Here is a 21,318-nt window from a genome sequence, read left to right as displayed (position 1 = left end):
AAAGTGGTGATGTTTGATTGCTGCAGGAATTATCGATTAAAAATTTTGCCATTATTGATGCGCTAACCCTCTCATTTGAAGCCGGGCTGACTGTCCTGACAGGGGAGACCGGTGCCGGCAAATCGATTATTATCGATGCGATCCAGCTTTTAACAGGCGGGAGAGGGTCATCGGAGTTTGTCCGGCACGGGGAAAACCGTGCTGAGATTGAGGGTTTATTTCTGGTCGAAGACGGCCATCCGTGTATGGAGCGCGCCCGCGAATTCGGCATTGAGATTGAGGAAGGCATGGTGATTTTGCAGCGCGATATATCGAAAACAGGGAAAAGCGTCTGCCGCATCAACGGAAAACTTGTGACGATTTCGGTGCTGCGCGAAATCGGGTCGACTTTAATTGATATCCACAGCCAGCACGAAACGCAGGAACTGCTGAACGAAACGTACCATCTGCCGCTGCTTGACCAGTACGGGCAAAGCGAGATCGAAACGGCCCTCCTTGATTACGAAAAATTATATAAAAAATACGAAGCCGTTTACGGGCGGTTAAAAAGAATGAATGAAAACGACCAGCAGCTTGCCCAGCGCCTTGACCTCATCCAGTTCCAGCATGAGGAAATCCAAAACGCAGGGCTGAGGCTGCATGAAGACGAGGAATTAGCGGAAGAAAAACGAAAACTCGTCAATTTTGAACGGCTGTTTGAATCATTGAACACGGGGTATGAAGCGCTTGCCGGGGAACAGCACGGCCTCGACTGGCTCAGCCTTGCCATGAGCCATCTTGAAACCGCGGCCGAAGTGGATGGCGGGCTCTCTGACATTTTGGAATCCGTCCAAAGTTGTTTTTATACGCTCGAAGACATGTCCCGCTCGATCCGTTCCCGGCTTGACGGGCTTGAATTTGACCCGGAACGGCTTAACGTGATTGAAGCGCGGCTGAATGAGATTAACCAGTTAAAACGAAAATACGGCAGCACGATCGAAGAAATTCTGGAATACGGGTCCAAAATTGAAGAAGAAATTGAATCGATCGTAAACCGCGACCATCATGTAGAGCTTTTGCAAGAAGAACTGCAGACGGTAAAACGCGATCTTTATTTGGAAGCCAAGCAGCTCAGCGATTTGCGCAAAAAATGGGCAGGAAAGCTGACTGAAAATATCCATTCCGAATTAAAGCAGCTGTATATGGATAAAACAAAGTTTGAAGTCCGTTTTCTTGCCGCTGCTGATGATTATTATGAGGCGGATGACATTCCGTTTAGGCGCGACGGGCTCGATCAGGTTGAATTTTACATTTCCACCAACCCGGGCGAACCGCTAAAACCGCTCGCAAAAACTGCTTCAGGCGGGGAATTGTCGCGGATTATGCTGGCATTAAAAACGATTTTTTCCCGGCACCAGGGGATCACTTCCGTCATTTTCGACGAAGTGGATACCGGCGTAAGCGGCCGCGTAGCACAGGCGATTGCGGAAAAAATTTACCATATCTCGGTCCATTCGCAAGTCCTTTGCATTACCCATCTGCCGCAGGTTGCCGCCATGGCGGACACGCATCTGCTGATCATGAAAGAAACCGAAAAGGGGAGAACGCGGACAAAAGTGAAGCCTTTAGGGCAGGAAGAAAAAATTAAAGAAATCGGCCGCATGATTTCAGGTGTTGAAATGACAGAGCTGACAAGACAGCATGCGAAAGAGCTCCTCGAACTGGCCGAAGCGATAAAATAAGGGTCCGGTCCGCCTATTTGGAAAAATGGTGGAGCCGGACCCTTTCTATCCAGATTGGGCAGCATTTTTCCCGCAGGCACTGTTATATTTAAAACGCTTCAAGGCTAAATTAAAATCATAGCCAAAACAAACAAAGGCTAAACAAACAGGGTGAACCGGAAGCGAGGAGAGTGGAATGTTTGAACTTTGAAAAAATAAGGAAGCTGACAGGCGGATTTCTCCTTGTTTCACTTTTATTATGCGTTTTTTCGCAGCCTTTTCAACAATATCTTCACTTTCCGAAGCAAGTTCGCTTACTGGAAGGCCAGCAAACCGAGCTTTCTAAATCCGCTGCTGCCGCCGTAATGGCAAGCGGAAACAGCGCGGAAATTCATGCGCATCAACATACGGTTTCCATAAAAGGGAAGTCAGCCGGGAAGGAAGAAATGTTTCTTGAACTGGCAGGCATCCCGATCAAAAAAACGAAAGTAGAAGTGCATCCAAATATTAAGATGATTCCCGGCGGCCAGTCGATTGGCGTAAAGCTGAATACGCTCGGCGTCCTTATCGTCGGCCATCACCTTGTGCAGACGGACAAAGGGAAGTTTTCTCCCGGTGAACAGGCCGGAATCGAAGTTGGGGACATGATCCTTGAATTGAACGGGAAAAAAATCGAAAATATGTCCGATATTGCACCGATTGTCCAGCAGGCAGGGGAAACAGGAAAACCGCTCGAGACTGTCATTAAAAGGGATGGACAAACCATCCGGAAAACGATAAAGCCGTTAAAAGATAAAAACGGGCAGTCGTATAAACTCGGGCTTTATATACGGGATTCGGCTGCGGGAATCGGCACGATGACGTTTATCGATCCGAAAACGAAAAAATATGGCGCCCTTGGACATGTCATATCCGACATGGATACAAAAAAACCGATCGTCGTCGAAAAAGGCAGGATTGTCAATTCAGTCGTAACGTCGATTGAAAAAGGCAAAAACGGAAGCCCGGGAGAAAAATTGGCGCGTTTTACCGAAGAAGGTCAAATCGGCAATATAACGAAAAACAGCCCGTTCGGCATTTTTGGACAGCTGGATCCGGACGCAAAAGACAGCACATACGCAAAACCGATGCCGATCGCACTGTCAGACCAGGTAAAGACAGGTCCGGCAAAAATTTTAACGGTTGTGGACGGGAAAAAAGTGGAAGCCTATTCGATTAAAATTGTCAGCTCCATTCCGCAAAAATTTCCGGCAACAAAAGGGATGGTCATCAAAATTACCGACCCGGAATTGCTGAAAAAAACGGGTGGCATTGTCCAGGGAATGAGCGGGAGCCCGATCATCCAGAACGGGCGGCTTGTCGGTGCAGTAACGCATGTGTTTGTCAACGACCCGACATCCGGATACGGCGTCCATATCGAATGGATGCTCCATGAGGCAGGCATTTACGGAGGGGGCAGGTCCCCTTCCGCTTTTAAAGAATAATGCACTTATCTATCATTATAATGCGTGAGGACGTTTTGTCCGGGCGATTTACGGCATCCCGGTTTTCAACAAAAAATAATAAATAAAAAAGCAGGAAATTTTCCGCCATTGTCGAAACTTATTCTTGTACAGAGATATGGCTATTTTTTTGAGGAGGACAGTGGCAGTGAAAAAAATCAGAGTGTTTATTGTAGACGACAACCGTGAACTTGTTCGATTGTTAGAAGATTATATATCCCAGCAGGAAGACATGGAAATTTGCGGAACGGCCTACAGCGGGACGGAATGCCTTGAACGGTTAAAAGAGGCGGACCCCGATATTTTGCTTTTGGATATTATTATGCCACATCTGGACGGGCTCGGCGTGCTCGAGAAACTGAAAGAATCGGCTTATTCCCGGATGCCGAACGTCATCATGCTGACGGCTTTCGGCCAGGAAGATGTGACGAAAAAAGCGGTGGAACTGGGCGCATCCTATTTTGTGCTGAAACCGTTTGATATGGACATGCTTGTTTCGCAAATCCGGCAGACAAGCAAAAAAGGCTCCGTGCTGAAATCATCGCCCGGCATGGCAGCTTCCAAAGCGGAATCAAAGCCTGTCAATCTCGATGCAAGCATTACGAGCATTATCCATGAAATCGGCGTGCCGGCCCATATTAAAGGCTATATGTATTTACGCGAAGCGATTGCAATGGTGTACAATGATATTGAATTGCTCGGCTCGATTACAAAAGTGTTATACCCCGAAATTGCAAAGAAATACAATACCACTGCCAGCCGTGTTGAGCGCGCCATCCGCCATGCGATAGAAGTGGCATGGAGCAGGGGAAATATCGAATCCATTTCCTCCTTATTCGGTTATACGGTTTCCATGACCAAAGCAAAGCCGACAAACTCCGAGTTCATTGCCATGGTCGCTGATAAACTCCGCCTCGAACACAAAGCTTCCTGAAAGGAAAGGGAAAGGGGCCGGTGCAGTGAGTTGTACCGGCCGGATCCCGTGCGCAAAAGGTTACGCTTTTCTTGTTCGGGGAATATATAATGATGAACGAAATAAACAAAGGATGTGTATCGAGTGACGTTTATTTTTGCCCATCGGGGATCGGCAGGCACACGTCCGGAGAACACAATGGAAGCTTTTTTTGAAGCGGAAAAGGCCGGAGCGGACGGGATTGAACTGGATATTCAGTTGTCAAAAGACGGCGAACTGGTCGTCATTCATGATGAAACGGTCAATCGCACGACAAAAGGCAAAGGGTATGTGAAAGATTTAACGTTTGCTGAACTGCAGTCGCTGGATGTGATTGACCGGTTCGAAACCGGCAAGCCGCTAAGCATCCCGGCACTTGAAGAAGTTTTTGAATGGCTCGCCCAAAACCAGCTTCTCTGCAATATTGAACTGAAGACGGCAAAAGTGGATTATCCGCTGATCGAGGAAAAAGCTGTTTCGTTAATCCGGGCATACCATTTGGAAGAAAGGGTCATTTTTTCTTCCTTTAACCACTATTCCATCATTCAATGCCACCGTCTGGCACCTGAAGTGGAGATTGCCCCGCTGTATTCGGAGGTGATGTTTATGCCATGGGTCTACGCGAAATCGATCCGGGCAAAAGCGATCCATCCGCGTCTTTTGACAACGGCCGACTGGATCATCCGCGCCACCATGAACCACGGTATTGCAGTCAGGCCGTATACAGTGAATAAAGCGAAAGATATGAGAAGGCTGTTTAAAATCGGCTGCACGGCAATCATCACGGATTTCCCGGAAATCGCGGTACAGGAAAGAAAAGCAGAACGGGAAAAAGCATCCGGGCAATAGCCGGATGCTTTATTTTGATGGTTTGCTGAAACGTTTCTGTACCTTTTGGCGCTTTCTGTCCCGGTGCAGAATAAATCCGGCAATAAAGGCAATGCCGCCGGCAGAGAACAAAAGCCCGGCCAGAAACTGGAGCGTCAGCGAGGGAAACGGGCGGTCTGGAATCCCAAAAACCATATCCCGCATCCATTTGATCCCGTAAGCGGCGGCGATGACCGGCACCGCCAATACAAAAAGTGCCACCAGCCTGCCCATTCCGGCCCCCCTTTAAACCGTTTCCACCATTATAACACCCGGGTTTGGGCGCAGGCAATGCAGCCCATTGTAAATGTAAGCCCTTTCAAATAAAATAAAATAAAATCGTGGAGACCAGCACGAAAAGGGGGAGCAGCGATGCAAAATGTTTTAATCGTTGGCGGGGGAAAGGCGGAAAAGCGATTTTAAAAATATTGTCCGAAAGCGCACGGTTCCGTGTGGCCGGCATCGTTGATCTCAATCCGCAGGCGGAGGGGATCCGGCTTGCTAAAAACATGGGCGTTCAAACCGGTAACAACTGGCGCGTTTTTTCAGGCCCCCATGTCGATATTATCATTGAGGTAACCGGGGATGAGCAAGTTTTTCATGAAATCGTTGCAGCGTGCACGGGCCGGATTGTCATTCCCGGCAGTGTCGCCTATTTAATTGCGAAATTGCTGGAGAAAAAAGAAGCCTTAATCCGAAAGCTGGAAAGTGAAACAAAAAAACATGCGCTCATCCTTCAGTCGACGGCAGAAGGCATGACGGTGATTGACAAAAACGGCAGGATCATCTAAAGCAAGGAGCGGCCGACATACCCGAAAAAGGCAGCCTCGATGAAATGCTGTCCGCTTTTGAAAAGCAGCTGATCCAAAAAGCGCTCGAAGAAAATGCCGGAAACAAAACGAATACGGCAAAGCAGCTTGGCATTTCACTGAGAAGCCTGTACTATAAATTGGAAAAATACCGGCTTGCAAAAATCAGCATGCAATAATTTGCATATTCGTGCAAAAAGTAGCAAACTGGTAAACGGAAGTTTATTTTTTTAAGCCCCGCTCTTTTCGCCATTTCTGCATGAAAAGCGGAAACAGGAAAACAATGCGAAAGTGGCATTCTTTTTGCATTTTCAACAGTGAAGGCTGGCCCGTGATCCCGGAAAAAGCGGTGTGCCGTTTTAAAAAGAGGCATCGGGATGTCCGTTTTACAGCCGCAAAAATGCCGGTTCAGCCTTCTGACAGCTTTGCTTGCGGAAAAGTCCTACGGTGTGATGTCAAGGGTTAAAAACAAGTGAATTGGAAATTTTGTTGGCTCTATGTCATAAAAATGGCAATACTGAACTAAGCCTCCAGATAATTGGAATAATCTGGAAGTTTTCAAGTTCAGGCTATCGATGATGGTTACCTGGTTACCTCATCGCGTCACCTTCTTTTTCGGCGCATAAATTTGATCGTTGCGGAGCAGCGCATCGATCAGGCGCACCAGTTTTCTTGCCGTTAAGACGAGGGCGCGTTTGTGTGAGTGCTTATGCACCTCACGATATTTCTTTTGGTAAAAGGCGCGGTACTCAGGTTCGTGTCGCCGGACCAGATTGGCAGCCTCAACCAGGTAATACCGGAGATAACGATTGCCTGTACGCGCAAGCATTTTGTCATCAGCCTCAAAATCACCCGATTGGTGGCGGGGCCAGAACAATCCGGCAAATTTTGCGATCGCGGCTTGGTCGTCAAAGCGCTCAATGTCGCCGATTTCAGCGAGAATCCCAGCACAGCTCACCGGGCCTATTCCCGGAATGGTCTGGAGGGTATTCGGGATTCCATCAAGAACGCGGGCAATCGCCTTATCCAAATCCTTGATTTGGCGTTTAAGATGCCGGATGATCTCAATAGAACTGCCCAGGACCAAGTCAATCGAATCCTCCACACATTTAGAAAGCCGGTAAGAGGACCGGGCAGCTTTTTGGATGGATGCGGCCAAATCCTCGGGATCGCTAAAGCGGCCATGGCCTTTGGTCTGGAGATACATCGCTAAGTCCTCCAGAGGCATTTGGGCAATTTCATCGAGGCTATAGGCCTCAAGCAAAAATTCCGTTATGGCATGGCCGAAGACCGATGTATCCACTTCAAGGTTAAAGGCACTGAATTTGAAAAACAGATGATTCAAAAATACCTGTTGTTCCCGGGTTAAACTTTGAATCAGGTGATAGCGCATCCGTGTTAACCGTTGAAGGGCAAGGTATTGTTCTGACTGAATCACGGATTTCGGCAATCTCCCGAAACGCAAGCGGTCCGCAATTACCCAGGCATCTTTGGGATCGGTCTTGTCCATCTCGGCATAAGCCTTTTTGAAATTTCTCACCAGCTTCGGATTCAGGGTAAACACCTTTGTACGACGCTGTTTCAGCTCGGGATCTTCATGGAAAAACATTGCCGGGTGCCAACTATACACAGATGTGGCCTCCATGGCGATCTGGATGGTGTCATCCGCCTCCGCATGTTGGAGGATGGTGTCTCTTAACTCAGAGGCACCGGGAAGATTGTTTGTCACCGTTTGGGTGGCCAACGTTTCCCCCATTCCATCCATCAGGCAGGCATCGAGGTTTTTGGAGCTCACGTCAATACCGACAAATAAGGGCATATGATTTCCTCCTCTCTGTATTGGGATCGATGGAATCGGACGCTTCGGGATATCCCCAGATGGCTTGCCGATCTGTCAGCCTCGCGTATGAGAACTCATCCGGGCCGTGGGCTGCCTGGAACTGCTCATTTCCAGCACGGAGATCCGGAGGAACGGCCTACGGGTTAGACGTTCAAGCAAGAACCTGGGGATGCAGACTTTTCGAGTAGTCAGGCTACAAGGAGGGGAAGCATTGACCCAAACGATCCTAAGACCATTATCCGGGAACATCGCGAAGCGTCCAAGTCCGAACTTGTATTCCGGGCTCGCCCGGAATACAAAATCTTATATTCACTTGTCAATGAGCAGCAGAATGAACTGGAAATTGACATCCACTTTGGATTTAAACTTATTATACGAGGAGGAAATCCATTGGAAATTTTTGATTATATGCGAAAATACGATTATGAACAACTGCTGTTTTGCCATGATGACGCATCCGGATTAAAAGCGGTGATCGCCATACACGATACAACGCTCGGGCCGGCGCTCGGGGGCACGAGAATGTGGACTTACGCAACGGAAGAAGCCGCCATTGAAGATGCATTGCGGCTTGCACGGGGGATGACGTATAAAAACGCTGCCGCCGGGCTCAATCTTGGCGGAGGGAAAGCCGTCATCATCGGTGATCCGCGCAAAGACAAAAATGAAGAAATGTTCCGGGCGTTCGGCCGGTTCATCCAGGGGCTCGGGGGACGCTATATTACAGCTGAAGATGTCGGCACCACTGTTGAAGATATGGATGTCATCCATGAGGAAACCGATTTTGTGACAGGCGTTTCACAAACGTACGGTTCATCCGGGAATCCTTCGCCTGTCACGGCGTACGGCTGCTATGTCGGCATGAAAGCCGCGGCAAAAGAAGCATTCGGAAGTGATTCGCTTGAGGGGAAAACCGTAGCCGTCCAGGGTGTCGGCCATGTTGCATTTGAACTGTGCCGCTATTTGCACGAAGAAGGCGCCCGCCTTATTGTGACCGATATTTCAACGGAGGCGGTAAAACGGGCTGTTGAGGCTTTCGGGGCAAAAGCAGTGGACCCAGCTGACATTTACGCCCAGGACTGTGATATTTTTGCCCCATGCGCGCTCGGGGCCATTTTGAATGATGAAACGCTTCCGCAGCTGAAAGCAAAAGTGATTGCGGGGTCTGCAAATAATCAGTTGAAAGAACCGAAGCACGGCGACCGGCTGCATGAAATGGGCATTCTTTATGCGCCTGATTATGTCATCAATGCCGGCGGGGTGATCAATGTAGCTGACGAACTGTACGGTTACAACCGGGAAAGAGCGATGAAAAAAGTCGAGCAAGTCTACTATAATGTACAGAAAGTCATCGACATTTCAAAACGCGACGGGATCCCGTCCTATTTGGCGGCAGACCGGATGGCGGAAGAACGGATTGCAAAAGTTTCCCGCGCACGTTCACAGTTTTTGCCGCACAATAAACACGTGCTCGAAAAAAGGCTTCCGCGGTAATGCAAGTGAAGGAGGAACAACATTGGCAAAAGAATACGATGTCGTTGTTTTGGGCGGCGGAACAGGCGGCTATGTGGCCGCCATCCGCGCAGCAAAAAACGGGCTGAAAACAGCAATTGTAGAAAAATCAAAACTTGGTGGCACCTGCCTCCATAAAGGCTGCATTCCGACAAAAACCCTGTTAAGAAGCGCGGAAGTATACCGGCTGGTCCGAAAAAGCGCCGATTTCGGCGTGGATGTCCGCGATGCCGCCTTGAATTTTGCAAAAATCCGGGAACGGAAAAACGCAGTTGTGGCGCAATTGCACCGCGGCGTCCAATCCTTGATGAAAAAAGGGAAAATTGATGTGTATGAAGGCACCGGGAGAATCCTTGGCCCCTCCATTTTTTCGCCGGTAGCAGGAACAGTTTCAATAGAGGGCGCGGGTGCGGATAATGAGATGCTCCTCCCGAAAAATTTAATCATTGCGACCGGCTCGCGCCCGCGGGTTCTTCCCGGGTTTGCCGTCGACGGGGAATATGTGATGACGTCTGACGAAGCGCTTGAAATGGAAGAACTCCCCGCGTCGATCCTGATTGCAGGCGGCGGGGCGATCGGTGTGGAATGGGCATCGATGCTTGCCGATTTTGGCGTAAAGGTGACGGTCATTGAAGCTTCCCCGCGCCTTTTGCCGGGAGAGGACAGCGACATTTCAAAAGAAATTACGCGCCTTTTGAAGAAAAAAGGGGTTGCCGTTTTTACCGGTACCGCATTCAATGCATCTTCCCTCCAGACAGGGGGCAAAAAGGTGCGGGTCGGTACGGAAGACGGAAAGACGTTTGAAGCAGATAAGCTTTTATTATCGGTCGGCCGGCTGGCCAACACGGAAAATATCGGCCTTGAAAATACGGATATTGAAATCGAAAACGGCGTCATTAAGGTCAATAAAGTTTACCAGACAAAAGAATCCCATATTTATGCGATCGGGGACTGCATCGGCGGGTTGCAGCTTGCCCATGCAGCAGCAAGGGAAGGCATCATTGCGGCGGACCACATCGCCGAAAAAAGTGTGGACCCGCTTGATAACACCATGGTGCCGAAATGTGTGTATTCCAATCCTGAAATTGCCAGCGTCGGCCTGACGGAAGAGAAAGCAAAAGAAGAAGGATATGATGTAAAAATCGGCCGGTTTTCGTTCCAGGCAGTCGGCAAAGCGCTTGTCTACGGGGAACCGGACGGCTTTGTCAAAATCGTGGCAGACGCAAAAAACGACGATCTGCTAGGCGTACATATCATCGGGCCGCATGCAACAGACATGATTTCAGAAGCCGGGCTTGCACGCGTTTTGGATGCGGCGCCGTGGGAGGTGGCAATGAGTATCCATCCGCACCCGACGCTAAGCGAAGCGATCGGGGAGGCGGCACTCGCAGTAGACGGGCTTGAAATCCATGCGTAGCTTTTGGATAAGGAGTGAAGACAATGAATGAAAATCGGCATAAAAGTTTAGGTTTAAGCGACCAGGAAGTATTGGAAATGTACGAAACGATGCTGCTTGCGCGCAAGGTGGATGAACGGATGTGGCTTTTAAACCGGTCCGGCAAAATTCCGTTTGTCGTATCCTGCCAGGGACAGGAAGCAGCCCAGGTCGGCGCTGCTTTTGCACTTGACAGGACAAAAGATTATGTATTGCCGTATTACCGCGATCTCGGGGTTGTGCTCGCTTTCGGCATGACCGCGCGCGACATTATGCTTTCCGGGTTTGCCAAAGCGGAAGACCCGAATTCGGGCGGCCGGCAAATGCCGGGCCATTACGGGCAGAAGAAAAACAGAATCGTCACCCAGTCCTCCCCTGTAACGACACAGGTACCGCATGCGGCCGGAATTGCGCTCGCAGGCAAAATGGAGAAAAAGGATTTTGTTACGTTTGTCACTTTCGGGGAAGGATCATCCAACCAGGGCGATTTCCATGAAGGGGCGAATTTTGCCGCGGTCCACAAGCTGCCGGTCATTTTCATGTGCGAAAATAACCAGTATGCCATCAGTGTCCCGATTGAAAAGCAGCTCGGGAACCCGCGCGTTTCCGACCGGGCGATCGGTTATGGCATGCCGGGTGTGACGGTTGACGGAAACGATCCGCTCGCTGTCTATGAGGTGGTCAAAGAAGCGGCGGACCGTGCCCGGCGCGGGGAAGGGCCGACTTTAATCGAAACGCTTGTTTACCGCTTTACACCGCACTCTTCCGATGATGATGACCGCTACCGTGCGCAGGAAGAAGTGAAGACGGCAAAAGAAAAAGATCCGGTTGTTTTATTTAGCCGGTACTTAAAAGAGGCGGGCCTTCTTGACGGGGAAAAAGAAAAAGAAATCGATGCGCGCGTCATGCAAACCGTCAATGAGGCAACCGATTACGCCGAAAAAGCGCCGTATGCCAAACCGGAAGATACGCTCCGGTTTGTTTACGGGGAGTAAGGAGGAGAACGATGGCTGTCATTTCATATATTGACGCAATTACAAAAGCATTGCGGGAAGAAATGGAACGGGACGAAAAAGTATTTGTGCTCGGCGAAGATGTTGGAAAAAAAGGCGGGGTATTTAAGGCGACGGCCGGATTATACGAGCAGTTCGGCGCTGAAAGAGTCATCGATACGCCGCTCGCTGAATCGGCGATTGCCGGGGTCGGCGTAGGGGCTGCGATGTACGGGATGCGGCCGGTTGCCGAGATCCAGTTTGCCGATTTTATTTTGCCGGCTGTCAATCAGATTATTTCGGAAGCGGCGAAAATCCGCTACCGTACCAATAATGACTGGCAATGCCCGCTTGTCGTGCGTGCACCGTACGGAGGCGGCGTCCACGGGGCGCTGTACCACTCCCAGTCGCTTGAATCGGTGTTTGCAAATCAGCCGGGGTTGAAGATTGTCATGCCGTCCACCCCCTATGACGTAAAAGGGTTGCTGAAAGCCGCAATCCGGGACGATGATCCGGTTCTCTTTTTCGAACATAAGCGCGCGTACCGCCTGATTAAAGGCGAAGTGCCGGATGACGATTATGTGCTCCCGATCGGCAAGGCCGAAGTGAAAAGGGAAGGAACGGATATTACGGTGATCACGTATGGGCTTTGCGTCCATTTTGCCCTCCAGGCTGCGGAAAAGCTTAGAGAAGACGGGATCGAAGCACATATTCTCGATTTGCGCACCGTTTATCCGCTCGACAAAGAAGCAATCATCGAGGCAGCTGCCAAAACAGGGAAAGTGCTGCTGGTCACGGAAGACAATAAAGAAGGAAGCATTATCGGCGAAGTTGCTGCGATCATTGCGGAAAACTGCCTGTTTGACCTGGACGCCCCGATCATGCGCCTGGCCGGGCCGGATGTTCCGGCGATGCCGTATGCGCCGTCGATGGAAAAATATTTTATGGTCAATCCCGAAAAAGTCGAAAAAGCAATGCGGGAACTGGCCGAATTTTAGAATTGCAGGATAGGAGGGTGCCAATTGGCGATAGAAAACATTACGATGCCGCAGCTCGGGGAAAGTGTGACGGAAGGGACCATCAGCAAGTGGCTTGTATCCCCGGGCGATCATGTCCATAAATACGATCCGCTTTGTGAAGTATTAACAGACAAAGTCAATGCCGAAGTGCCTTCTTCGTTTGAAGGGGAAATCGTGGAACTGATCGCTTCGGAAGACGAAACCGTTGCTGTCGGGGAAGTCATTTGCACGGTCAAAACCGGATCAAGTGAAACAATTGCCCGGCCTGAAGCGGAACCGGGCCTGGATCCGGATGCTGCGGTGCCGGAGCCGGAAGCGGAAAAAGGGAAAAAAGTCCGCTATTCCCCGGCCGTTTTAAAACTGTCCCAGGAATACGGCATTGACTTGAACCGGGTCAAAGGAACGGGAAGGGAAGGCCGGATTACGCGCAAAGACCTGTTGAAAATCATTGAAAGCAGGGGGAATGAGGCAGAACCGGCACCTTCAAAACCGGAACCGGCAAAACCCGCACCTTCAAAACCGGAACCTGCCCGGCATACGCCGCCTGCTTCCCGGCCTCAGCCTGTACGGGAAGCTGCAGAAGAAGATATGGTGATTCCGGTTACCGGCGTGCGTAAAGCGATCGCGAACAATATGGCACGCAGCAAACAGGAAATTCCGCATGCGTGGATGATGGTCGAAGCGGACGTTACGAACCTTGTCCGCTACCGGGAGGCCGTAAAAGAAGAGTTTAAGCGGCGCGAAGGCTTTAACCTGACATACTTTGCCTTTTTTGTCAAAGCCGTTGCCCGGGCGCTGAAAGAGTATCCTGCGCTCAATTCCAGATGGGCCGGGGATGCCATTATCCAGAAACATGATGTCAACATCTCGATCGCCGTTGCCGCCGAAGACAGGTTGTACGTGCCGGTCATAAAGCATGCCGATGAAAAATCGATCAAAGGCATTGCCCATGAAATTGCTGTGCTGGCGCAAAAAGCCCGCGCCGGGAAACTTGCCCCGGAAGACATGGAAGGCGGCACCTTTACCGTCAATAATACCGGGTCATTCGGTTCGGTGCAGTCGATGGGGATTATCAACTATCCGCAGGCTGCCATCCTCCAGGTTGAGTCGATTGTCAAACGCCCTGTCATCATGGAAGAGGGAATGTTTGCGGCGCGCGATATCGTGAACCTTTGCCTGTCGATTGACCACCGCATTTTGGACGGACTCGTCTCCGGCCGCTTCTTAAAGCGCGTCAAAGAGATTTTAGAGGCGGTCACACCGGAAACGGCACCGCTCTATTAATGAAATGCCCGCTGATGAAGCGGGTTTTTCTATGTTGGAAATGTGGCGATTTATCAAAACTGATTGTTTTTGAACGATTTTAATTGATTTTTACTGTTTTTGAAGGTAAAATAACGACCGGATGCACCGCTTGCAATCGTGCAGGCGGGGAACGATTGCCATCAAAAAGGGGAATACTAAAAATGATCTCCAAAGCAAAGGTTGTGTAAAAAATGATTTATACGGTAACACTGAATCCGTCTGTTGACTACATCGTACAGGTGGAACATTTTGAGCTTGGCGGATTGAACCGTTCCGTGATGGACACTAAGTTTCCGGGCGGAAAAGGCATCAACGTCTCGCGCGTCATGAAAAGGCTGGGCGTTGATTCCACGGCACTCGGTTTTCTCGGCGGTTTTACCGGCAGCTACATTGAAAATTTTCTTAAAGCGGAAGGTATTTTAACAGATTTTGTCCAAGTTTCAGGCGACACGCGGATCAATATAAAATTAAAATCCGGTGTGGAAACGGAAATCAACGGAATGGGGCCCTCTATTTCGGAAGCTGAGCTGGACCGGCTGCTTGCCAAAATCGACAGCCTGGACAAAGAGGATGCCATTTTGTTTTCCGGCAGCATCCCAAGTTCCCTCCCGCCATCCATTTATGCCGGCCTCATTCAAAAATGCCGTGAAAAGCAAATCCGCGTGATTGCAGATGTTTCCGGCGAATCGCTCGGCCATGTCATCAAAACGGGCCCGTTTTTGATCAAACCGAACCATCATGAAATCGGCGAAATTTTCGGCGTGAAAGTCGAAACGCCCGAAGAAGCGAAACAATACGGCAGCCGCCTGCTTGACATGGGCGTTGAAAATGTGATCGTTTCGATGGCGGAAAAAGGCGCGCTCTTTTTGAACAAGGAAGTATCCTATTTTGCGCAAGCGCCGAAAGGGAAGGTAAAAAATTCTGCCGGCGCCGGCGATTCGGTTGTGGCCGGGTTTATAAGCGGGATGGCAAAAGGGAAATCGTACAAAGAATCGTTTGCGCTTGGGGTTGCCTGCGGTTCTGCGACGGCATTTTCCATGGAACTTTGCACAAAGCAAGAAGCAGAATCGCTTCTCGGACAGGTCCATGTCCAATCTTTATAAAACGGAAACCGGGATGCCCCGGTTTTTTTGCATAAAAAAGGGATAGCGCATGAGGCGCCATCCAAAGCATCTAGGGAGTTTAGGGGTATGGATCTAGATGTACTGTCATTTTACCCGGTTTTTTGGAAAAATAAACGCTTTCCGGCTATTTTTTTCGTTTTCATGCGTAAAATAAGAGAAAAGTGGCGGCTGCAAACAGAATGTTTGAAAAGCAGCGTGAAAACCTGCTATGATTAGCTTTAAAGTAGAATGAAAGGATGAGTGGCATGTCTGTCAATTTTAATCTTTATATGAACGATGTCGTGCGCATGTCCCGTGAAGAGGCAGTAGAAGCCGGCTACCGGGAACTGAGGACGCCGGAAGAAGTGGACGAAGCGTTTTCCAAAAAAGGGACGACACTTGTTTTGGTCAACTCTGTGTGCGGCTGCGCAGGGGGCATTGCACGGCCGGCTGCGGCGCACGCCATCCATTATGATAAGCGCCCGGACCAGCTTGTAACCGTCTTTGCTGGCCAGGATAAAGAAGCAACGGCAAGGGCACGCAGCTATTTCACCGGTTATCCGCCGTCCTCCCCATCTTTCGCACTTTTAAAAGACGGCAAAATTGTGAAAATGATTGAACGGCACCAGATCGAAGGGCATGACCCAGCGGCTGTCGTGGCTGAGCTGCAGGCAATGTTTGAAGAATACTGTGAAGAACTGTAATGCGGGAAGCCTTCTCCTTCCGTTCTGGAAAGGGGAAGGCTTTTTTTAACAGGGGCGGTGTCCCGGGTGTAAAGCGCACTTTCCGTATGCATGAACTGGCATGCGGGATGCATACTAAAGAAAAACACAACTAGCAGGTGAATGGCTTATGCATATATGGGTGGCATGGATGCTTGTTTTCGGGTTATCGGTATGGCCGGCGGACGGGCACGTTGCCCCGGGAGACCCGCTCATTATTGTCAATAAAACAACAAACCGGCTTGCCTGGATCCGCGGCGGGAAAATCCGGCTCGAAACGCCGGTTGCGACTGGGAAAACAAATGACCTGACGCCGGAAGGTTTTTTTACGGTCAAAGTCAAGGCGAAAAATCCTTATTACCGGAAAAAGAATATTCCCGGCGGCGACCCGCGCAATCCGCTCGGCTCGCGCTGGATCGGTTTTGATGCGCGCGGCACGGACGGCCGGATTTACGGCCTGCACGGCACAAACAATCCTTCTTCAATCGGCCGGTATATTTCAAACGGCTGCATCCGCCTGCCGAAAGCGGCGCTCGAAAAGCTGTACGAAGAAGTGCCGGTTGGAACAAAAATTTACATCACCCGGTCAAACCGGCCGATGACCGAACTGGCGAAGGCAAAAGGCGCCATTTAAAAAAGGAACGCATACCCCGTTCCTTTTTTAAAACAGCATGGAAAGGCCGGAAAGCACTGTTCCTGCCAGCATGGCAATGAGCATTAAGTACACGACAATTTTCTGCGTTTTTTTCGACAAAGCGGACTTCACCTCTTAATCGGACGGTAATCATTTTTATTCTAGCCTGAAGCCGCCGGTTGTACAAGTAAAATCATTCGCGTTATACTATTAACGTACATATACATATTGGAGGTTTTTCCATGGTAAATGAAGAACGGTTAGTAAAAGAATTTTTGGAACTGGTCCAGGTGGATTCGGAAACCGGCCATGAAGAAGAAATTGGCAAGGTTTTAAAACAAAAATTTGAAGGCCTTGGCCTTGAAGTATATGAGGATGATACAAAAGCAAAAACGGGGCACGGCTTTGGCAACCTGATCTGCACTTTGAAAGGCAATGTCCCTGAAGCGGCGCCGATTTATTTTACTTCCCATATGGATACAGTCGTTCCGGGGAAAGGCATCAAACCGTCCATCAAAGACGGCTGGATCCGGTCAGACGGTACAACAATCCTCGGATCTGACGACAAAGCCGGGCTTTCCGCTATGCTGGAAATGATCCGGGTATTGAAAGAAGACCAAATCCGCCATGGGGATATCCAGTTTGTCATCACTGTTGGCGAAGAGTCCGGCCTGGTCGGTTCGCGCGCGCTCGATCCTTCGCTGTTAAAAGCGAAATACGGTTTTGCGCTTGACAGCGATGGCCCTGTTGGCACGATTGTGACGGCTGCCCCGACGCAGGCCAAAATCAAAACAACCATTTTAGGCAAAACCGCCCATGCCGGTGTCGCGCCGGAAAAAGGGGTTTCCGCGATCACCATTGCCGCAAAAGCGATCTCAAAAATGCCGCTCGGCCGCATTGACAGTGAAACAACCGCAAATATCGGGCGCTTTGAAGGCGGCCAGGCAACCAATATCGTCTGCGACCGCGTCGATATTCTGGCGGAAGCCCGTTCGCTCGTTCCGGAAAAAATGGAAGCGCAGGTTGCCAAAATGAAAGCGGCTTTTGAACAGACGGCGCTTGAAATGGGCGGAAAAGCGGAAGTCGAAGTGAAGGTCATGTACCCGGGATTTAAATTCTCAGACGGCGACCAGGTGGTGGAAGTGGCCAAAAAAGCAGCGGCAAAAATCGGACGCGAGAGCAAGCTGGTGCAAAGCGGGGGCGGAAGCGATGCCAACGTCATTGCAGGTTTTAACATTCCGACGGTCAATCTCGGCACAGGATATGAAGAAATCCATACGACAAAGGAAAGGATCCCGGTTAAAGAACTGGTCAAACTGGCTGAGATGGCGGTTGCCATTGCGGAAGTGGCCGGCGGGGAGTAACAGGATTTGAGGCGGAAGCGGGATAACCGCTTCCTTTTTAAGAAAGGAAGCGATAAGTTGGAAGCGCTCAATAAATATATCATTTTTAAAACGGGGGAAGAGGAGTACGGCATTCATATCGGATCGGTCATCTCTGTTGAAAAAGCGCAAGCAGCCAATCCTGTCCCGAAACTGCCTGCATTTGTACGGGGCATCATGAAGGTGAGGGATGAACTGATCCCGATTATTGACGTCGAGCACTGTTTTTACCAGACACCGCTTTCCTCCATAGAGGACGCCCGCATGATCGTCGTCCGGACGGAAGCCATTCCGGTCGGCCTGCTCGTCAAAGAGGCAAACGATATTGTGGAAATACAGGAAGAAGAGAAAAAACAGATCGGCCTTGCCGGCTACGGGCGGACAAATTATTTTACGGCTGTCGCAAGTTTGAAGGACAGGCTGATTACCATTGTGGATGCCGATTTGTTTATGGCGTCGCTTGAAGGGATTGCAGACATTGCCGCTTATATGAAAGAAGCGGCTGAAAATTCGTGAAGCGCCGGAGTGGGTGAAGATGAAAGCATTTTATCCGAAAAACGGCCGTGTCATTTTGCATGTCGATATGAACAGTTTTTTCGCCTCGGTTGAAATGGCGGAAAACCCTGCGCTTAAAGGGAAGCCGCTGGCCGTTGCCGGGAATCCAAAAGAACGGAAGGGCATCATTGTGACGTGCAGCTATGAAGCGAGAAAATTCGGCGTAAAAACGACCATGCCGGTCTGGGAAGCAAAAAAACGCTGCCCGGATCTTTTAATCGTGCCGCCCCGTTTTGAACTGTATAAAAAAGCATCCGCCGAAATGTTTTCGATTCTCCGCGCGTACTCGCCTTTGGTCGAACCGGTTTCGATCGATGAAGGCTATGTGGACATTACCGGCCTGGAGGAACTGGGGACGCCGCCTGCCATTGCTGAATCGATCCAGCAGCAAATTCTTGTGGAACTCGATTTGCCGTCAAGCATCGGGATCGCCCCGAATAAATTTTTGGCGAAAACGGCGTCGGATATGAAAAAACCAATGGGCATCACCATTTTAAGAAAGCGGGATATTCCCCGTTTATTATGGCCGAAGCCGTTGATCGAGATGCACGGCGTAGGCGGCAAAACGGCGGAAAAGCTTAGCGCCCGCGGCCTTTTTACCATCGGCGATCTGGCGCATGCGGATGATTTTCTTTTAAAGCAGCTCCTCGGCATCCGCGGCATCCGTTTGAAAGAAAGGGCGAACGGGAGAGACCCGCGCCCTGTTGACCCCGAATCCGCAAACGTCACCAAAAGCGTCGGGCGGATGGTGACGCTGCCCGAGGATACGGAGGAGGAACACCGCATCGATGCCGTATTGAAAAAGCTTGCGGATGAAACGGCGGAACGGATGAGAAAAAAGGAGGTTGCGGCAACCAATGTCGGCATCATGATCCGTTACGCGGACCGGAAAACAGTGACGAGGAGCAAAAAAAGCGCAGGGCCGGTTGAAAGCGGCGATGCGTTATTTCAAGCCGCCCGCACGCTTTTTATCCGGAACTGGAACGGGCAGCCCGTGCGCCTTTTGGGCATTACCGCGTCCGGTTTAACGGACCGCAAGGCGGAAGCGGAGCAGCTGAGCCTGTTTTCATATGAAGACGCAGCCAAAAAAGAGCCGCTGTATGAGGCAATCAGCCGGCTCCGCGAGAAATTCGGGGAGCAGATTATCCAAACCGGGAGAGAAGCGGGAAAGCCGCCGGATCCCCGCAAGTAATTACCGGCACACCCCATAAAAAAGGAACACGCCTTGCGCGTGTTCCTTTTTAACAGGTTCAGCAGTTCCCGACTTCCAGATCTTCGACCGGCCACCAGAAGAAGCCGTCTTTTTCCAGCAGTTCATCAGCTGCTTTCGGCCCCATCGAACCGGATTTGTAATTCGGGAATGAAATCGGCTTGTTTTCCCACACTTTTGAAATATTATCGACAAAGCTCCATGATAAGGCGACTTCATCCCAATGGGTAAAGTTGGTCGCGTCGCCCATCAGGCAGTCATGGATCAATTTTTCATAAGCTTCGGGCGTATTGATGCCGTTTTTGCTGCTGCTTGCAAAACTGAGCTGCACAGGGGTGGTTTCCATATGCTGGCCCGGTTTTTTGGCGTTCAGATGAAGCGAAATCCCTTCTTCCGGATGGATATGGATGACAAGCAGATTCGGATTCAGTTCATGATTTGTATTGTAGTACAAATTCATCGGGATATCTTTAAACTGCACGACAATTTTCGTCGATTTCGCCGCCATCCGTTTGCCGGTACGGATGTAAAACGGCACGCCCGCCCATCTGAAATTATCAATCATCAGTTTCCCAGCGACAAACGTTTCGGTCCGGGAATCCGGCGCTACATTCAGCTCTTCCCGGTAACCCGGGACTTTCTTGCCGCCCATTTCGCCCGGGCCGTACTGGCCGCGCACGAAGTATGCCGGCACATCTTTTCCTTCAATGGAGCGCAAGGCACGCAGCACCCGCACTTTTTCGCTCCGGATCTCGTTTGTTGTCAGGCTGATCGGCGGTTCCATTGCAAGAAGCGCCACCATTTGCAGCATATGGTTTTGCACCATATCCCTGAGCGCCCCGCTCGCTTCGTAATACCGCGCCCGTTCTTCCACGCCGAGCATCTCGCTTGATGTAATCTGGATGTTGGAAATATAACGGTTGTTCCAAAGCGGCTCGAACAGGGCATTGGCAAACCGGATGACCTCAATATTTTGTACCATCGCTTTGCCTAGATAATGGTCGATTCGGTAAATCTGGTCTTCTGAAAAAGATTTCCGGATCTGGCTGTTCAGCTGTTTCGCTGATTCGAGGCTGTGCCCGAAAGGTTTTTCAATAACAAGCCGTTTAAACCCGTTTGTAGCGGTAAGCCCGTCACTTTTCAGATGGTCCGAAATCGTCCCGAAATATTCCGGGGCCATCGCCAAATAGAAGATGCGGTTGCCTTCCAGTTGGTACTTTTCATCCAGTTCATCCGCCAATTGCTTCAACTGTATGTATGAGTTGCTGTCTGTCACATCATGCGGCTGATAGTAAAAATGGGTGGCAAACGCTTCAAGCTGTTCAGCATGTTCTCTCGCGCTCAGAACGGAATCTTTGATATGCGCACGGAAGATTTCATCCGTCCATTCTCTTCTTGCCGTGCCGATCACGGCGAAATGCTCTGACAGCCTGCCTTTCCGGTATAAATTGTACAGGGAAGGAAACAGCTTGCGCTTCGCCAGATCACCTGTTGCGCCAAAAAGCATAAATAACGATTTCGGTGTCTCGGTTGTCTGCATCTTTCTTACCTCTCTTTGTTCAAAAAATCACGATTTAAGGCCGGCTTGTCTCCTGATACGGTTATCGTTTGCCTTGTTGCAGCCGTTTCATTTCAAAGGCAGGGAAAAATCATTTGTTTTTTCCGCTTTCCGGCCCCATTTCATTGTCACTATATTCTAGACTTTCACGGGCAAATACGCAAATGATATGCAATAGTTTCCTTTCCGTAAAATTATGATAAGATAGTTCTATATGTGCG

General features: G+C 50.0%; 22 protein-coding genes. 18 read left to right on the top strand and 4 right to left on the bottom strand.

The genetic code is table 11. The features are described 5' to 3' along the window. The first annotated feature begins 17 nt into the window (after positions 1 to 17). The 4 genes from recN to NSU00_RS08665 all read left to right on the top strand — a co-directional run bounded on the left by recN (position 18) and on the right by NSU00_RS08665 (position 5,003). Positions 18 to 1,721 (top strand): DNA repair protein RecN, encoded by a 1,704-nt coding sequence (recN, locus tag NSU00_RS08680; RefSeq protein ID WP_340702696.1) that lies wholly within the window; start codon positions 18 to 20, stop codon positions 1,719 to 1,721. 179 nt (positions 1,722 to 1,900) lie between these two features. Beyond that, the gene (gene spoIVB, locus NSU00_RS08675) at positions 1,901 to 3,184 is read left to right on the top strand and encodes a SpoIVB peptidase (protein ID WP_019720618.1); all 1,284 of its coding nucleotides are present in this window, start codon (positions 1,901 to 1,903) and stop codon (positions 3,182 to 3,184) included. A gap of 166 nt (positions 3,185 to 3,350) precedes the next feature. After that, positions 3,351 to 4,136, top strand: coding sequence for a sporulation transcription factor Spo0A (gene spo0A, locus NSU00_RS08670; protein ID WP_061566875.1), 786 nt, complete (start codon positions 3,351 to 3,353; stop codon positions 4,134 to 4,136). Between the two features lie 123 nt (positions 4,137 to 4,259). Then, on the top strand, positions 4,260 to 5,003 hold the full coding sequence (locus tag NSU00_RS08665) for a glycerophosphodiester phosphodiesterase (protein ID WP_061565220.1): 744 nt from the start codon (positions 4,260 to 4,262) through the stop codon (positions 5,001 to 5,003). A gap of 9 nt (positions 5,004 to 5,012) precedes the next feature. Here the strand turns inward: NSU00_RS08665 and NSU00_RS08660 are convergent, their stop codons facing one another. Further along, entirely contained in the window at positions 5,013 to 5,255 is a 243-nt protein-coding gene (locus NSU00_RS08660) for a DUF2627 domain-containing protein (protein ID WP_340703598.1), read from the bottom strand. Positions 5,256 to 5,362: 107 nt separating this feature from the next. Here NSU00_RS08660 and NSU00_RS08655 point away from each other — a divergent pair, with 107 nt between their 5' ends. Together NSU00_RS08655 and NSU00_RS08650 are read left to right on the top strand one after the other, a co-directional pair. Continuing rightward, complete coding sequence (locus NSU00_RS08655) at positions 5,363 to 5,812, top strand: Fis family transcriptional regulator (protein WP_235962410.1); 450 nt, start codon at positions 5,363 to 5,365, stop codon at positions 5,810 to 5,812. A 44-nt stretch (positions 5,813 to 5,856) separates the two neighbouring features. Next, the gene (locus NSU00_RS08650; protein ID WP_013859594.1) at positions 5,857 to 6,009 is read left to right on the top strand and encodes a helix-turn-helix domain-containing protein; all 153 of its coding nucleotides are present in this window, start codon (positions 5,857 to 5,859) and stop codon (positions 6,007 to 6,009) included. 416 nt (positions 6,010 to 6,425) lie between these two features. Here the strand turns inward: NSU00_RS08650 and NSU00_RS08645 are convergent, their stop codons facing one another. Next, complete coding sequence (locus NSU00_RS08645) at positions 6,426 to 7,649, bottom strand: IS110 family transposase (protein ID WP_237349286.1); 1,224 nt, start codon at positions 7,647 to 7,649, stop codon at positions 6,426 to 6,428. A gap of 232 nt (positions 7,650 to 7,881) precedes the next feature. Between NSU00_RS08645 and NSU00_RS08640 the strand changes: the two genes are divergently transcribed. The 9 genes from NSU00_RS08640 (at position 7,882) to NSU00_RS08600 (ending at position 16,392) form a co-directional block, all read left to right on the top strand. Further along, a complete protein-coding gene (locus NSU00_RS08640; RefSeq protein ID WP_340703597.1) occupies positions 7,882 to 8,136 on the top strand; it encodes a hypothetical protein in 255 nt (84 codons plus the stop codon). Next, the gene (locus NSU00_RS08635) at positions 8,061 to 9,164 is read left to right on the top strand and encodes a Leu/Phe/Val dehydrogenase (protein ID WP_029142209.1); all 1,104 of its coding nucleotides are present in this window, start codon (positions 8,061 to 8,063) and stop codon (positions 9,162 to 9,164) included. The genes NSU00_RS08640 and NSU00_RS08635 overlap by 76 nt, the downstream gene beginning before the upstream one ends. Before the next feature lie 22 nt (positions 9,165 to 9,186). Then, positions 9,187 to 10,599, top strand: coding sequence for a dihydrolipoyl dehydrogenase (gene lpdA, locus NSU00_RS08630; RefSeq protein ID WP_340702694.1), 1,413 nt, complete (start codon positions 9,187 to 9,189; stop codon positions 10,597 to 10,599). A gap of 23 nt (positions 10,600 to 10,622) precedes the next feature. Next, positions 10,623 to 11,612 carry a thiamine pyrophosphate-dependent dehydrogenase E1 component subunit alpha gene (locus NSU00_RS08625; protein WP_013859591.1) on the top strand — a complete coding sequence of 330 codons (990 nt, stop codon included), beginning with the start codon at positions 10,623 to 10,625 and terminating at the stop codon, positions 11,610 to 11,612. Positions 11,613 to 11,623: 11 nt separating this feature from the next. Further along, positions 11,624 to 12,607, top strand: coding sequence for an alpha-ketoacid dehydrogenase subunit beta (locus NSU00_RS08620; protein ID WP_013859590.1), 984 nt, complete (start codon positions 11,624 to 11,626; stop codon positions 12,605 to 12,607). Positions 12,608 to 12,631: 24 nt separating this feature from the next. Then, positions 12,632 to 13,912 (top strand): dihydrolipoamide acetyltransferase family protein, encoded by a 1,281-nt coding sequence (locus NSU00_RS08615; RefSeq protein WP_327076742.1) that lies wholly within the window; start codon positions 12,632 to 12,634, stop codon positions 13,910 to 13,912. Positions 13,913 to 14,124: 212 nt separating this feature from the next. Then, positions 14,125 to 15,036 (top strand): 1-phosphofructokinase, encoded by a 912-nt coding sequence (gene pfkB / locus NSU00_RS08610; protein WP_013859588.1) that lies wholly within the window; start codon positions 14,125 to 14,127, stop codon positions 15,034 to 15,036. 266 nt (positions 15,037 to 15,302) lie between these two features. Continuing rightward, on the top strand, positions 15,303 to 15,740 hold the full coding sequence (locus NSU00_RS08605) for a BrxA/BrxB family bacilliredoxin (protein WP_019720627.1): 438 nt from the start codon (positions 15,303 to 15,305) through the stop codon (positions 15,738 to 15,740). Positions 15,741 to 15,888: 148 nt separating this feature from the next. Further along, a complete protein-coding gene (locus tag NSU00_RS08600; protein ID WP_017550501.1) occupies positions 15,889 to 16,392 on the top strand; it encodes a L,D-transpeptidase in 504 nt (167 codons plus the stop codon). 27 nt (positions 16,393 to 16,419) lie between these two features. On the opposite strand, the gene prli42 is transcribed toward NSU00_RS08600, so the two are convergent. Then, positions 16,420 to 16,512, bottom strand: coding sequence for a stressosome-associated protein Prli42 (prli42, locus tag NSU00_RS08595; RefSeq protein ID WP_017550500.1), 93 nt, complete (start codon positions 16,510 to 16,512; stop codon positions 16,420 to 16,422). Between the two features lie 122 nt (positions 16,513 to 16,634). On the opposite strand from prli42, the gene NSU00_RS08590 reads away from it, so the two are divergent. From NSU00_RS08590 to NSU00_RS08580, 3 genes are read left to right on the top strand one after another with little or no spacing between them, the layout of a single operon-like run. After that, positions 16,635 to 17,756 (top strand): tripeptidase T, encoded by a 1,122-nt coding sequence (locus NSU00_RS08590; protein ID WP_340702693.1) that lies wholly within the window; start codon positions 16,635 to 16,637, stop codon positions 17,754 to 17,756. Positions 17,757 to 17,762: 6 nt separating this feature from the next. After that, positions 17,763 to 18,290 (top strand): chemotaxis protein CheW, encoded by a 528-nt coding sequence (locus tag NSU00_RS08585; RefSeq protein ID WP_081105616.1) that lies wholly within the window; start codon positions 17,763 to 17,765, stop codon positions 18,288 to 18,290. A 19-nt stretch (positions 18,291 to 18,309) separates the two neighbouring features. Further along, positions 18,310 to 19,521, top strand: a complete 1,212-nt coding sequence (locus NSU00_RS08580) for a DNA polymerase IV (protein ID WP_013859583.1) — start codon at positions 18,310 to 18,312, stop codon at positions 19,519 to 19,521. A 58-nt stretch (positions 19,522 to 19,579) separates the two neighbouring features. On the opposite strand, the gene zwf is transcribed toward NSU00_RS08580, so the two are convergent. Beyond that, positions 19,580 to 21,079 (bottom strand): glucose-6-phosphate dehydrogenase, encoded by a 1,500-nt coding sequence (zwf, locus tag NSU00_RS08575; RefSeq protein ID WP_013859582.1) that lies wholly within the window; start codon positions 21,077 to 21,079, stop codon positions 19,580 to 19,582. Positions 21,080 to 21,318 lie beyond the last annotated feature (239 nt).

The organism is Weizmannia sp. FSL W8-0401 (assembly GCF_038009125.1).
GTDB lineage: Bacteria > Bacillota > Bacilli > Bacillales > Bacillaceae_C > Weizmannia > Weizmannia coagulans.
Note: the sequence above shows the minus strand (reverse complement) of the source record. Positions and strands in the feature narration are given on the sequence as shown.